The organism is Paracidovorax sp. MALMAid1276 (assembly GCF_049198005.1).
Classification (GTDB): Bacteria; Pseudomonadota; Gammaproteobacteria; order Burkholderiales; family Burkholderiaceae_C; genus Acidovorax.
In genome coordinates, this window is the sequence record NZ_JBMIRS010000259.1 from 20,803 (window position 1) to 33,998 (window position 13,196).

Annotated in this window: 10 protein-coding genes; 4 read left to right on the forward strand and 6 right to left on the reverse strand. The window is 68.6% G+C overall.

Annotated elements, in window-relative coordinates; all coding sequences use genetic code 11:
* Positions 1 to 4: 4 nt before the first annotated feature.
* The gene (locus tag ACOQFS_RS21990; RefSeq protein ID WP_421564932.1) at positions 5 to 1,111 is read right to left on the reverse strand and encodes a tartrate dehydrogenase; all 1,107 of its coding nucleotides are present in this window, start codon (positions 1,109 to 1,111) and stop codon (positions 5 to 7) included.
* A 102-nt stretch (positions 1,112 to 1,213) separates the two neighbouring features.
* Here ACOQFS_RS21990 and ACOQFS_RS21995 point away from each other — a divergent pair, with 102 nt between their 5' ends.
* The gene (locus ACOQFS_RS21995) at positions 1,214 to 2,152 is read left to right on the forward strand and encodes a LysR family transcriptional regulator (RefSeq protein WP_421564933.1); all 939 of its coding nucleotides are present in this window, start codon (positions 1,214 to 1,216) and stop codon (positions 2,150 to 2,152) included.
* A gap of 67 nt (positions 2,153 to 2,219) precedes the next feature.
* Here the strand turns inward: ACOQFS_RS21995 and ACOQFS_RS22000 are convergent, their stop codons facing one another.
* Positions 2,220 to 3,143 (reverse strand): LysR substrate-binding domain-containing protein, encoded by a 924-nt coding sequence (locus ACOQFS_RS22000; RefSeq protein ID WP_421564934.1) that lies wholly within the window; start codon positions 3,141 to 3,143, stop codon positions 2,220 to 2,222.
* Positions 3,144 to 3,253: 110 nt separating this feature from the next.
* Between ACOQFS_RS22000 and ACOQFS_RS22005 the strand changes: the two genes are divergently transcribed.
* The gene (locus ACOQFS_RS22005; RefSeq protein ID WP_421564935.1) at positions 3,254 to 4,276 is read left to right on the forward strand and encodes a zinc-dependent alcohol dehydrogenase family protein; all 1,023 of its coding nucleotides are present in this window, start codon (positions 3,254 to 3,256) and stop codon (positions 4,274 to 4,276) included.
* A gap of 145 nt (positions 4,277 to 4,421) precedes the next feature.
* Here the strand turns inward: ACOQFS_RS22005 and ACOQFS_RS22010 are convergent, their stop codons facing one another.
* Entirely contained in the window at positions 4,422 to 4,868 is a 447-nt protein-coding gene (locus ACOQFS_RS22010; protein ID WP_421564936.1) for a GatB/YqeY domain-containing protein, read from the reverse strand.
* A gap of 192 nt (positions 4,869 to 5,060) precedes the next feature.
* Complete coding sequence (gene rpsU, locus ACOQFS_RS22015) at positions 5,061 to 5,273, reverse strand: 30S ribosomal protein S21 (RefSeq protein ID WP_007833691.1); 213 nt, start codon at positions 5,271 to 5,273, stop codon at positions 5,061 to 5,063.
* A 321-nt stretch (positions 5,274 to 5,594) separates the two neighbouring features.
* Between rpsU and ACOQFS_RS22020 the strand changes: the two genes are divergently transcribed.
* The gene (locus ACOQFS_RS22020) at positions 5,595 to 8,834 is read left to right on the forward strand and encodes an EAL domain-containing protein (RefSeq protein WP_421564937.1); all 3,240 of its coding nucleotides are present in this window, start codon (positions 5,595 to 5,597) and stop codon (positions 8,832 to 8,834) included.
* Between the two features lie 72 nt (positions 8,835 to 8,906).
* Here ACOQFS_RS22020 and ACOQFS_RS22025 read toward each other — a convergent pair whose 3' ends face one another.
* Positions 8,907 to 10,154 (reverse strand): NAD(P)/FAD-dependent oxidoreductase, encoded by a 1,248-nt coding sequence (locus tag ACOQFS_RS22025; protein WP_421564938.1) that lies wholly within the window; start codon positions 10,152 to 10,154, stop codon positions 8,907 to 8,909.
* Positions 10,155 to 10,215: 61 nt separating this feature from the next.
* On the opposite strand from ACOQFS_RS22025, the gene ACOQFS_RS22030 reads away from it, so the two are divergent.
* A complete protein-coding gene (locus tag ACOQFS_RS22030) occupies positions 10,216 to 10,734 on the forward strand; it encodes a DUF4124 domain-containing protein (protein ID WP_421564939.1) in 519 nt (172 codons plus the stop codon).
* Between the two features lie 17 nt (positions 10,735 to 10,751).
* On the opposite strand, the gene ACOQFS_RS22035 is transcribed toward ACOQFS_RS22030, so the two are convergent.
* Entirely contained in the window at positions 10,752 to 12,977 is a 2,226-nt protein-coding gene (locus ACOQFS_RS22035) for a TonB-dependent siderophore receptor (RefSeq protein WP_421564940.1), read from the reverse strand.
* Positions 12,978 to 13,196: the final 219 nt, after the last annotated feature.

Below are 13,196 nucleotides of genomic sequence, written 5' to 3' on the forward strand. Positions count from 1 at the left end.
AAGCTCAGGCCTTGGCGATGCGCGCCGCGATGGCCTGGCCCAGCTCGGTGGTGTTGGCCGTGCCGCCCAGGTCGGGCGTGAGTGGGCCTTCCTTCAAGGCGCCTTCGATGGCGGCCACGATGGCATCGTGCGCGGCGCGGCCGGCGCCCTGGCCTTGGGTCAAAAAGTCCAGCATCAGCGCGCCCGACCAGATCATGGCAATCGGGTTGGCGATGTTCTTGCCATAGATGTCGGGCGCGGAGCCGTGCACGGGTTCGAACAGGCTGGGGAAGTTGCGCTCGGGGTTCAGGTTGGCCGAGGGGGCCAGGCCAATGGTGCCGGTGGTGGCCGGGCCCAGGTCGCTCAGGATGTCGCCAAACAGGTTGGTCGCTGCCACCACATCAAAGCGGCCGGGCTGCAGCACGAAGCGGGCGGTCAGGATGTCGATGTGCTGCTTGTCCAGCGTGACTTCGGGGTAGCTTTGGGCCACGTCGTCGGCGCGCTGGTCCCACCAGGGCATGCTGATGGCGATACCGTTGCTCTTGGTGGCCAGGGTGACGTGCTTTTTGGCGCGGCTCTGGGCCAGGTCGAAGGCGAATTTCAGCAGGCGGTTGGCGCCGTGGCGGGAGTAGACCGATTCCTGGATCACGATTTCGCGGTCGGTGCCCGCGTACATCACGCCGCCCAGCGACGTGTATTCGCCCTCGGTGTTCTCGCGCACCACGACGTAGTCGATGTCGCCCGGTTTGCGGCCCGCCAGCGGGCAGGGCACGCCGTCAAACAGGCGCACGGGGCGCAGGTTGATGTACTGATCGAACTCGCGGCGGAACTTGAGCAGCGAACCCCACAGCGAGACATGGTCGGGCACCGTGGCGGGCCAGCCCACGGCGCCGAAGAGGATGGCGTCCATGCCCGACAGTTGCGCCTTCCAGTCGTCGGGCATCATTTTTCCGTGGGCGGCGTAGTGGTCGCAGCTTGCCCATTCAAACGTGTGCAGCTGCAGGTCCAGGCCGAAGCGGGCGGCGGCGGCCTGCACCACGCGCAGGCCTTCGGGCATGACTTCCTTGCCGATGCCGTCTCCGGGCAATACGGCGATGTGAAATGGGCGGGGACTCTGGGTGGCTTGGGTCATGGTGGGGCGCTGTGCGGGGCACAAGGATTGAGATGCCCAGGATTTTCGGCAGCGCCACAGGTCAATACAATCCGCCAGCTGTGGCCTCACTCTTCACGAATCGTGCATAAAAACCCTGCCCCTGAAGACCTGCGCGTGTTCACCGTGGTCGTGCGCAAGTCCAGCTTTGGCGGCGCGGCGACCGAGCTGGGCACCTCGCCGGCGTATGTGAGCAAGCGCATCCGCCTGCTGGAGCAGGACCTGGGCGTGAAGCTGCTGCACCGCACCACCCGCCGCGTGGCGGTGACGGAGGAGGGCGAGCGCGTGTTTCACTGGGCGCAGCGCATCCTGGACGACATGGAGCAGCTGCTGCAGGAGGTGGCCGTGACGCGCCGCGAGCCGCGCGGCCTGCTGCGGGTGAGCAGCAGCTTCGGCTTTGGCCGCCGCGTGGTGGCGCCTGCGCTGTCGCGCCTGGTGGAGCGCCACCCGGGCCTGCAGGTGCGGCTGGAAGTGTTTGACCGCCTGGTGGACGTGGCGGGCGAGGGGTTTGATCTGGATGTGCGCGTGGGCGACGAGATTGCGCCGCACCTCATCGCCCGGCGCCTGGCCGACAACCGCCGCGTGCTGTGCGCCGCACCGGCCTACCTGGCGCGCCACGGCCCGCCGCGCGCGCCGGCCGACCTGGCCAGCCACGACTGCCTGGTGATCAAGGAGCGCGACCACCCCTTTGGCGTGTGGCGCCTGCGCAGCGGCGCGGTGGAGACGGTGGTGAAGGTGCGCGGCCCGCTGTCGGCCAACAACGGCGAGATGGCGGTGCAATGGGCCGTGGATGGCCGGGGCATCGTGCTGCGCTCACTGTGGGACGTGGGCGCGCACCTGCGCGCCGGGCGGCTGGTGCAGGTGCTGCCCGACTGGCAGCAGGAGGCGAACGTGTGGGCCGTCTACCCCACGCGGCTGGAGCGCTCGGCCAAGGTGCGCGTGTGTGTGGAGTTTCTGCAGGAGGTGTTCCGGCAGGGCGATGCGGGCCTGGGCCTGCCGCCAGCGGGCGACGTGCCGAGCTGATCGGGCTGTGCGCTGACAGGCTGACCTGCCTGCCCTCCGGCCTGAGTCCTCCGCCGATTTCCCGGTTTCAGTGGGCCAGCAGGGCCGGAAGCCGCGCGGCCAGGGTGTCGATCACCGCGCGCGTGCGCCGCGGCAGCGCCCGCGCGCTGGGCCACACGGCGTGCAGGGCATAGCCAAACGGCCGGGCTTCGTCGAACAGCGGCACCAGCGTGCCGGACGCCACGGCGGGTGCGGCCAGCCACTGCGGAATGCGGGTGATGCCCAGGCCCGCCTCCGCGCTGGCGGCCAGCACTTCCAGGCTGTCGCAGCGCACACGCGGCGGCACCGCGAACTCGCGCAGCTCGCCCGTCGCGGCGTCGTGGTAAGGCCACGATGGCGGGCGCAGCTCGTCGCGGCCATAGCAGGCGAAGCGGTGGCTGCCCGCTGTCTCCACCAGGGCCTGCCAGTGCGCGGGCCGGCCATGCCGTGCAAGATAGTGGGGGGCGGCGTACAGCCCCATCCACTGGTGCCCGAGCAGCCTGGCTGACAGGCTGCTGCTGTCCGGCAGCGCCCCGCTGCGGATCGCGAGGTCCATGCGTTCCTCGATCAAATCCACCCGGCGGTCGCTGAACTGCAGGTCCAGCCGCAGGCCGTCGTTGTCGCGTGCCAGCTCCAGCAGCAGGGGCGCGATGCACATGCGCCCGAACAGCGCGGGCATGCTCATGCGCAGCGTGCCTGTGGGGGCGTGGCGCCCGGCCTCCACGGCGGCATCGGCGGCGTCCAGTTCGTCCATCGCGCGGCGGCAGCGCTCGTAGTAGGCCTGGCCATCGTCGGTGAGGCTCTGGCTGCGTGTGGTGCGGTGAAACAGCCGCACTGCCAGCCGCTGCTCCAGCCGCGCAATGCTTTTGCCCACGGCCGACCGGGTGCGGCCCAGGCGCATGGCGGCCTGGGCAAAGCTGCCGCCCTCCACAGCCGCCACAAAGGCGTCGATACCTTGCAATCGTTCGGTCATTGGCGAATTTTGTTCGCCAGTCAAAGGAAAAACAAGCTCCACCAGAGAGCCATGCGCGTCAATAGCATGGGCCTGTTCGTTTTTTGTTTCCCTTTTTCTGGAGTTTCACCATGACCGACAGCACCCTTGCGCCGACCCTGCAACGCTGGCAACTGCCGCAATTTGGCCTGGACCACCTGGAGCAGGTGCAGGCCCCCATGCCCACGCCGGCCTCGCACCAGATCCTGGTGCGCACCGAGGCGGTGGCGCTGAACTACCGCGACCTGCTGATGGCGCGGGACGGCATGGGCATGGACCTGGCCTTTCCGTTCACCCCGGCGTCGGACCTGGCGGGCACCGTGGTGGCGGTGGGCGACGCGGCCTCTGCGCACTGGCGGGCCGGCGACCGGGTGCTGAGCACCTTCTGGGCGGGCTGGCTGGACGGCGAGCGCCCCGCCAGCGCCATGCCGCTGGGCGCGCCCGGCCCGGGCATGCTGGCCTCGCACGTGCTGCTGGATGCCGACTGGGCCGTGGCGGCTCCGGCGGCGCTGGATGCCGTGGCCGCCAGCACCCTGCCCATCGCGGGCCTCACGGCGTGGTTTGCGCTGGTGGAAACCGGCGGCCTGCGCGCGGGGCAGACGGTGCTCATCCACGGCACGGGCGGGGTGGCCCTGTTTGGCGTGCAGCTGGCGCGCCTGCACGGTGCGGTGCCCATCGTCGTCTCGGGCGACGCTGCCAAGCGCGAGCAGGTGCTGGCCCTGGGCGCCGCCCACGCGCTGGCCCGCGACGCCGACTGGCCAGCCCAGGTGCGGGCACTGACCGGCGGGCGCGGCGCCGACCAGGTGCTGGAAACCGTGGGCGGCGCCAACCTGGGCCGATCCATGCAGGCGCTGCGCGCCGGGGGACGCGTGTCGGTCATCGGCACCCTGGCGGGGGACACGGTGAGCGCCTCGGTCTTTGACTTCATCGGGGCGCGGGCCACCGTGCAGGGCATCAGCGTGGGCCACCGCCGCGCGCTGCAGGAGCTGGTGCGCGCGGTGGACGCTGCGGGGCTGAAGCCAGTCATCGCGGGCGAATACACCGCCGCCGATGTGCCCGCCGCCTTTGCGCACCTGGAGCGCGGCGCGTTCGGCAAGGTGGTGGTGCGGTTCTGACGTCGGCCCGGCGCGGTGCGCGCGACGGCGCCTGGGACGCAGATGCCGAGAGAATATGAATAAAAATAGCCGCCAGCGCTTATCTATCAAGCGCTGGCAGCTATCAAAAGAGAAGCAATATCTCCGAATGCGGTCAGGGCCCCGCTCAGCCTGCCAGCGCGGCCTTCACGGCGGCCGACACCTGGCCCATGTCGGCCTTGCCCGCCAGGCGGGTCTTGACCACGCCCATCACCTTGCCCATGTCGCCGGGGCCTGCAGCGCCCAGCTCGGCCACGATGGCCTGCACGGCGGTAGCCACTTCGTCGGCCGACATGCGCGCGGGCAGGTAGGCCTGCAGCACGGCCATCTCCGACTTTTCCTTGTCAGCCAAGTCCTGGCGGCCTGCGCCTTCAAACGCGGTGATCGAGTCCTTGCGCTGCTTGATCAGCTTGTCCACGATGGCCACCACGGCCGCATCGTCCAGCACGATGCGCTCGTCCACTTCCTTTTGCTTCATCGCCGCCTGCAGCAGGCGGATGGTGCCCAGGCGCTCGCTGTCCTTGGCGCGCATGGCGGTTTTCATGTCTTCGGTGATCTGGTCCTTGAGGCTCATGGCAGCTTCCTTGGTGGGTTTCAGACAGGGACGGAGGGTTTGCACAACGCCCCTCTGGCTAGGCGCAGCGCCGCAGACAGTAGTGCCGCTACGGCAAGGCGTTGTAACGACGCCAGGGGGGCTTTGTGCAGACCCGAAAAACAAAAACCCGCGCTGGCGTCCCGGCGCGGGTTTCATGCTTGGAGGCTGTGCTTAGTACAGCTTCTTGGGCAGTTGCATGCTGCGAACGCGCTTGTAGTGGCGCTTCACGGCGGCGGCCTTCTTGCGCTTGCGCTCGGCGGTGGGCTTTTCGTAGAACTCGCGGGCACGCAGGTCGGTCAGCAGGCCCAGCTTTTCGATGGTGCGCTTGAAGCGGCGCAGGGCAACGTCAAAGGGTTCGTTTTCTTTTACGCGGATGGTGGTCATTAGCTAATGGTTTCCAAAATGTGCCCACAGAGGGTCTCCGGGAAGATCGGGCCTGGAGACCGTGTGCGGCGAGTTCCCCGTCTCGGTCTTGAGACCGTAACTAGTATTGGCCGACGGGGATTGCCAGCAAAGCCGAGCATTATAGCCCTCTTTTGAAGAAATGGTGCATCCGTCTACCCCTCTGGCGGCTCGCGCTGCGCCGGGAGGGGCGATCTGCCATGCCCATGGCTTGAAAATTGCTTCGTGTTGTAACACTCACTTAACCACCGGTGGGTGCGCCCGGCCATCCGCCCCGCGCACCGGCGCCGAGGACACAACACCATGGCATTCATGCACCGCGTTTCGGGTTGGCTGGGCCGGCTCAGTGTGGGCCGCAAGCTCATGCTCATCTACCTGCTGGACCTGACGGCAGTGATCTATGTGTCCAGCATCCTGATCCACGAAAAGTACCTGGCCATCGACTTCACGCGCAAGGAGAGCGTGGGCACGGCCTACGCCGCCGTGGTGCGCGACGGCCTGCTGGGTCAGTTTCTGGACGCCTCGCAGCAGCCGCCCGAGGCGGCCCGCATGCTGGAGCGCCTGGCCGAGGTGCGCGAGGCGCACGACACGCACCTGCGCACGGCCGATGTGGCACAGCGGTTCAGCGACGCGCTGGCGCAGCTGTCTGCGGCGGCGCCGCAGGTGCGGGGCGCCGCGGGCGCTGCGGCGCCCTCGCTCACCCAGCAGCGCAGCCAGCTGCTGCGCGAAGGGCGGGAGCTGCTCACCACGGTGGGCAACCAGTCCAACCTGATTTTGGACCCGGACCTCGACAGTTACTACGTGATGTCGCTCGTGGTGCTGCGCTTTCCCGAGCTGCTGCAGGCCGTGCATGACACGGTGGTATTTCTGGAGGCCTCGCCCGTAGGGCGCGGGCCGCAGTGGTCGTCCGAGCTGCTCACGCTGGCGGGGCGGCTGGACGCCGTGGCGCGGGGCATCGAGTCGGACTACAACCAGGCGTTCAACGCCGGTTCGCCCGAGATGCGCGCCGCGCTGGCGGGCGAGCGCGAGGCGCTCAAGGCCGCGCTGGAGGGGTTTCGCTCGCTGCTGCAGGGCCTGGCGGCGGGCGAATCGCGCCTGACCCTGGCTCAGGTGGGCGCGCAGCAGGCGCAGGTACTGGGCGCGCTGCGCGATGCCTGGTCGGTGGGCATCGTGGACCTGGAGCGGCTGCTCAACCAGCGGGTGGACAGCCTGTTTGCGCGCATGTGGCTGCACCTGGGCACGGCGCTGGTGCTGCTGGGCTGCATCCTGTCGCTGGTCACGCTGGTGGCGCGCCAGATCGCCAAGCCCTTGCAGCAACTGGCGCGGGTGGCCGACGAGGTGCGCAAGAGCGGCGACCACACGCTGCGCGCGCACTGGAACAGCCGCGACGAGATCGGCCGCCTGGTCACGGCGTTCAACGAGATGCTGTCCCAGCTCGACCGCGACCGCATCCTGCAGCAGGAGCTGGCCGCCAGCGCCCGCGCGGCCGAGGCGCAGCGCGAGCTGGTGGAGGCGTTTCCCATCCCGATGGTGGTCACGTCCGTGCCCGAGCACGAGGTGCTGCATTCCAACGCGCCCGCCGCGCACTGGCTGGGCGGCCGCAAGACCGACCCCTGGGCCGTGGGGCTGGAGCCGGGCGTGCGTGCCCGCTTCTTCCAGCGCCTGGCGGACCAGGGCTCGGTCGACGAGTTCGAGGTGCGCTGGAAGGGCAGCCCCGAGCCGTCCTGGGCCGTGCTGTCGGCGCGGCGCCTGCAGTTCCAGGGCCGCGATGCGGTGCTGACGGCCTTCACGCCGATCAACGTGCTCAAGGTGATGGAGCAGCGCCTGGAGCTGTGGGCCAAGGTGTTCGAGGCCTCGTCCGAGGGCATCATCATCATGAACGCCGACCAGCAGATCATCAGCGTGAACAAGGCCTTTTGCCGCAGCACGCAGTACGACTTCTACGAGGTCATCGGCGAAGACCTGGGCCTGCTGCTGGAGGAGCAGGTGGGCGAGCCGCTGTCCACCCAGATCAGCCGCACCATGCAGGACAAGGAATCGTGGCAGGGCGAGGTGCGCTTTCGCCGCCGCTCGGGCGAGACCTACCCGGCCCTGCTCATGGTGTCGGCCGTGCGCGAGGGCAAGGGGGGCGCCGTGGCCAACCACATCGGCATCGCCATCGACATCACCGACCGCAAGCACAACGAGGAGCGCATCCAGTTCCTCGCCCACCACGACGTGCTGACCGAGCTGCCCAACCGATCGCTGTGCGTGCAGCGCCTGCAGATGGCGCTGGCCCAGGCGCCCATCACCGGCGAGAAGGTGGCCGTGCTGTTCATCGACCTGGACCGCTTCAAGTCCATCAACGACACGCTGGGCCACCACATCGGCGACGGGCTGCTGCGCTCGGTGGCGGCGCGCCTCACGCAGGCCGTGCGCAGCCGCGACACCGTGAGCCGCCTGGGCGGTGACGAATTCGTGGTGGTAATGCGCGACGTGGGCGGGCGCGAGGATGTGCAGCAGCTGGTGGAACGCCGCCTGATCCCGCTCATCCGCCAAAGCCATCCGGTGGAAGGCCACGAGCTGAATGTGTCCTGCAGCGTGGGCATTGCCGTGTACCCCGAGGACGGCGGCGACATCGACGAACTCATGCGCCGCGCCGACGCCGCCATGTACGAGGCCAAGACCACGGGCCGCGACATGGCGCTGTTCTATTCGATGGAGACCGACCAGCGCGCCGTCGCGCGCCAGGCCATGGAGCAGCAGCTGCGCCGCGCGCTGGAGCGCAACGAGCTGAGCCTGCACTACCAGCCGCGCCTGTCCGCCAAGGGCGCGCAGCTGCTGGGGGTGGAGGCGCTGCTGCGCTGGAACAGCCCGGTGCTGGGCGCCATCCCGCCCAGCGAGTTCATCCCGATTGCCGAAGAGAGCGGCATGATCCGCGCCATCGGCGGCTGGGTGCTGCAGCAGGCCTGCGAGCAGTGGGTGCGCTGGCAGGCGCGGCCGCAGGAGGGCGGCGCGCACCCGCTGGCCGACGTGTCGGTGTCAGTCAACCTCTCGGCCGCGCAACTGGCCGACCCCGCGCTGGTGCCGGACATCGAGGCACTGCTGGCCCGCACCCGCATGCCCGCGCACCGGCTGGAGCTGGAGATCACCGAATCGCAGCTCATGGACAACGCCCACATGGCCGAGCAGCAGCTGGCGGCCCTGAAAGCGCTGGGCGTGCAGCTGTCCATCGACGATTTCGGCACCGGCTATTCGAGCCTGGCCTACCTCAAGCGCTTCGACATCGACCGCCTCAAGGTGGACAGGTCCTTTGTGCGCGACATGCTGGCCAACCCCGCCGACATGGCCATCACCCGCGCCATCATCGCGCTGGGCCACACGCTGGGCCTGCGCATCGTGGCCGAAGGCGTCGAAGACATGGCCACGGCCCAGGTGCTGGGCGCGCTGGACTGCGAGGAACTGCAGGGCTACTACTTCAGCCGCCCGCTGCCGCGGGACCAGCTGGAGACCTGGGCTGTACAGCACACGGCGCAGCACGTGAGGATGGTTGCCGCGGCTTAGCCGCCGAACCTTGGCCGCCGAACATGCGCTGCGCCGGCGAGGGACGCCGGGCAAGCGCCGTCCTGCAGGGCCTCAGGGGGGTGTCACCGCCAGCGCCTGCGCACACGCATGCGCGCTGGCCCAGGCCCACTGGAAGTTGTAGCCCCCCAGCCAGCCCGTCACGTCCACCACCTCGCCAATGAAATACAGGCCGGGTTGCGTCTTGCACTCCAGGGTCTGCTGCGACAGCGCCCGGGTGTCCACGCCGCCCAGCGTCACCTCGGCCTTCTTGTAGCCCTCGGTGCCCGTGGGCGTCAGTTCCCAGCGCGCCAGCTGTTCGGCCAGGCGGGCCAGGGCCTTGTCCGATGCCTCGTTGATCGGGCGCTGCCAGTCGGCCTCGCGCCCCGCCCAGGCATCGGCCAGGCGGCTGGGCACCAGCGTGGCCAACTCGTTGGCGATCAGCTTGCGCGAGCGGGCCTTGCCCTGGGCCAGCGCGGCGGGCAGGTCCACCGTGGGAGCGAGGTTGATGGACAGCGGCGTACCTTCCTGCCAATAGCTGGAGATCTGCAGCACCGCAGGCCCCGACAGGCCCCGGTGCGTGAACAGCAGGTCTTCGTCGAACGCCATGCGATGTTTTTTGGCCCCGGTGCTGATTTGCACGGGCAGCGCCAGCCCCGCCAGTTGCGCATACGGTGCCCAGCCGGCGCCGTCAAAGGTCAACGGCACCAGGCCGGGTTGGCGCTCGACGAGCGGGATGTCGAACTGCTGTGCCACCCGATAGCCAAAGTCCGTCGCGCCGATCTTGGGGATGGACAGGCCACCCGTGGCAATCACCACCGAGCGGGCCTGCACCGGGCCGCGGTCAGTATCAATTTGATAGCTGCCAGCGCTTGATGGATAAGCGCTGGATGGCAAAAAGACCAGATTTTTGACACCACAGGGCTGCCAGTGCGTCACCCCGCCGGCCGCGCACTCGGCCAGCAGCATGGCGATGATGTCCTCGGCCGAGCGGTCGGCAAACAGCTGGCCCTTGTGCTTCTCGTGGTGGGGAATGCCGTGCTTGTCCACCAGCGCTATGAAGTCGGCCGGGGTGTAGCGCGACAGCGCCGAGCGGCAGAACTGCGGGTTCTGCCCCACAAAGTGCTTGTGCGGCGCGGCCGGGTCCAGGTCGCGGTTGGTGAAGTTGCAGCGCCCGCCGCCCGAGATGCGGATCTTCTCGGCCACCTTGTCGGCATGGTCGACGAGCAGAACCTTCAGACCCCGCTGGCCGGCCTGGCCTGCGCAGAACAGGCCTGCAGCGCCGGCGCCGATGATGATGGCGTCAAAGAATGGGGTGGTCATGGAAGCGGCGGATTGTAGGGCTGGCGTAGCATGTGCCTTTGATCCCAGGCAGGCCACCCCCATGAACCCGACGATCCGCTTCGCCACTTGCGCCCTGGCGCTGGGCTTTCTGGCCCCGGCCTGGGCCATCAACAAATGCACCGACGCCCGGGGCAGGATCTCGTTCCAGGACGCGCCCTGTGCTGGAGAGGGGGAAAAGATCGAGGTGAGGCCGGCGCTGCCGGCCGCAGCCCCGGCCAGCAGCGCCGCGCCACCTGCTGCTGCTGCTGCCGCAGCCCCGGCCAAAGCGCCTTCCAAGGAGGGCGCCTTTGGCCCGACCTGGCAGCGCAAGCACTATCTGCAGAACCAGGGCGTGCCGCAGGCGCGCGCCGCCATGGAGCGCAACCAGCGGGAATGCGCGGCGCCCCCCGATGAAGCCGTGGCCCAGGCGGGCCCGCTGCGCCGCAGCCTGGGCGCGGGCTCCCAGTTCGCGCAGGAGAATGCGGCGGCGGCCCGCAAGGCCAAAGCGGCCTGCGACGCCCGCACGCTGGAGCTGCGCGACCAGCTCAAGGCGCTGGAGGACGAGCTGGGCTCGCTGTAGCGCCCAGGAAGTCGCTTCTAAAACGCCGCCCGCAGCGTCAGGCTCACGTTGCGCGGGTCGGCGTAGTTGCCGTAGTCCAGGTTGGCCCAGTACTTCTGGTTGGTGACGTTGTTCACCGCCAGCGTGGCGCTGAGCTTGGGGTTGAACCGCCAGGTTGCGCGCAGGTTCAGCACGGCGGTGGGCGATTCCTTGACCGTGACGGTGCCGCTGGGGTGCGGAATGTTGAAGCCTTCGATGGTGCTCTGCCACATCAGGCTGCCGCCCACCGACAGCGGAGCCAGCGCGCCCGACAGCTGGTAGTCGGTGCCCAGCTGCAGCAGGTATTCGGGCAGGTTGGCGTAGATCAGGTCGGTGGCCGCGCGGGTGACCTTGGCGCGTGTCAGGCCCGCGCTCACGCGCCAGCGGCTGTTCACCATGCCGGCCAGCTCCATCTCAAAGCCGGTGGCCTTGGTGCCGTTGACGGCCACGTAGGGCAGGGTGCCGTCGGGCAGTGGGGTGGTGATGGCGCTGTCGCGCACGCCGTAGTTGTCCTGTTTGGTCTGGAAGACCGCAAAGTGCGCCTGCATGCGCCGGTCGAACAGCTCGGCCTTCAGGCCGGCTTCGGTGTTGCTGCCGATCACGGGCGACAGCGGCATGTTGTTGCGGTCCTTGTAGTTCTGGGGGTTGAAGATGCGCGTGTGGCTGGCATAGGCCGACAGCGTGGGCGTGATGTCGTACACCGCGCCGATGTAGGGGGTGATCTTGCGGTTCTCGTCCTGGATGGCGGACTGGCCCACGTAGGCGCCGGTGGTGTTGTAGGTGTCGGTGTGGCGGTGCCAGTCGGTCAGGCGCACGCCGGTCAGCACCGACAGCGGATCGGCCACGCGCCAGCGCGCCGACGCGAACAGGCCCGTCTGCTGGGTGGTCTGCGTGCGCCAGGCGCCCGTCTTTGAATACGTGGGCATGGGCGCATTGCCGTCCCAGGTGTAGATGTTGGGGATGACGTAGCTCCAGCCCGCCAGCGAGGTGTAGCCATCGGTGCGCGTGGCGGTGCGGGTGGAGCTCATGCCCACCACCAGGTCGTGCTTGCGGCCACCCAGTGCGAACTTGCCCGACAGGTAGGCGTCCACCGTGTCCTGCTTTTCGCTGCCGCCGCCCACTGCGCCATACAGCGTGGCGCCTGCGCCGGTCTCGGGGTTGATGAAGGGGGCGCGGGAGGTGGTGGCGCCGTAGCCGTAGGTGCGCAGGCTGAAGTTGTCGCCCTCGGTGTGGTTGTACGCGGCCCTCAGGCTCCAGTCGTCATTCAGCTGGTGGTCCAGCGTGGCGTACAGCGTGCCCGAGGTGCGCTCCCAGCGCGTCCATGGCGGCGAAAAGCTGGTGGACACGGGCAGGTCGATGGGCGCGCCCGTGGTGGCAAAGCGCGGGATGGTGCCCCAGATGGGCGCCTTGGGCACGTTCGATTGCCGCTGGTAGCCGAGTGCGACCACGGTGGACTGGCCGATGTCTGCCTCCACGGCGGCCAGCAGGGCGGTCTTGTCTTCGGAATAGCGGTCGCGGAAGCTGTCCTTCTTCTGCGGGGCGATCACCAGGCGGCTGCGCACGCTGCCGTCGCTGTTCAGCGGCGCATTGATATCGAGCTCGCCCCGGTACAGGTTCCACGACCCGGCCGTGAGCGCCACGGACGCCGCAAACTGGCGCTGCGGTCGCTTGCGCACCATGTTAATGGTGGCCGACGGCACGCCCACGCCCGTCTGGATGCCGTTGGCGCCGCGCACGATGTCGATGCGCTCGTACAGCGCGGTGTCGAACTCCTGGTTGCTGCCGCTGCTGTAGCTGGGCAGGCCGTCGGTCTGGAAATCGGTGATCTGAAAACCGCGTGCGTAGTACAGCGGGCGCTGCGTGTCGTAGAAGCTCACGGCAATGCCGGTGACGTTGCGCAGCACGGCGTCGATGCTGGTGAGCGACTGGCGCTCGATCTGTGCGCGGTTGACGGTGCTGACCGACTGCGGCGTTTCGCGTGCGGTGAGCTGCAGCCGGGTGGAGGCGCTTTCGCGCGCGCCGGACACGGTCACGCTGTCGAGTGCCCGGGGCTGCACGACCTGGTCGGTGCCGGGCTCAGTGCGTGTGTCTGCGCGTGTGTCTGGGGCGGGAGGGACCGCAGCCGGCTGTTGCGCCCAGGCAGTGCCGGCCATGGAGGCGGCCAGGGTCGCAGAGACGGCGAGAGGGTGAAGTGAATGGGCAAACGGCCGACGGCTCGCAGGCATGGCAGGGCTCCTGGTGAAAAGCGTGGGTGGGCTGGCTTGCAGCGCTTTTCAGGGAGACCTGGTTCATCGGAGCACGGCTGGCTGGGTGTAACCAAATTGTAAATGCAACTGAGAATGATTCTTGAATTTAACCTGTTGCGAGCACTTCGATTCCAGACACTCGTTGCCGGGTGGCAACAACCTGCACGCCATATGGCATATCGCGTATGGCATGTGGCA

Coding starts and splice junctions, on each gene's coding strand:
- ACOQFS_RS22025 (WP_421564938.1), bottom strand. CDS start 10,154: ATGACCACCCCATTCTTTGACGCCATCATCATCGGCGCCGGCGCTGCA.
- ACOQFS_RS22030 (WP_421564939.1), top strand. CDS start 10,216: ATGAACCCGACGATCCGCTTCGCCACTTGCGCCCTGGCGCTGGGCTTT.
- ACOQFS_RS21990 (WP_421564932.1), bottom strand. CDS start 1,111: ATGACCCAAGCCACCCAGAGTCCCCGCCCATTTCACATCGCCGTATTG.
- ACOQFS_RS22000 (WP_421564934.1), bottom strand. CDS start 3,143: ATGACCGAACGATTGCAAGGTATCGACGCCTTTGTGGCGGCTGTGGAG.
- ACOQFS_RS22010 (WP_421564936.1), bottom strand. CDS start 4,868: ATGAGCCTCAAGGACCAGATCACCGAAGACATGAAAACCGCCATGCGC.
- ACOQFS_RS22035 (WP_421564940.1), bottom strand. CDS start 12,977: ATGCCTGCGAGCCGTCGGCCGTTTGCCCATTCACTTCACCCTCTCGCC.
- ACOQFS_RS22020 (WP_421564937.1), top strand. CDS start 5,595: ATGGCATTCATGCACCGCGTTTCGGGTTGGCTGGGCCGGCTCAGTGTG.
- ACOQFS_RS22005 (WP_421564935.1), top strand. CDS start 3,254: ATGACCGACAGCACCCTTGCGCCGACCCTGCAACGCTGGCAACTGCCG.
- rpsU (WP_007833691.1), bottom strand. CDS start 5,273: ATGACCACCATCCGCGTAAAAGAAAACGAACCCTTTGACGTTGCCCTG.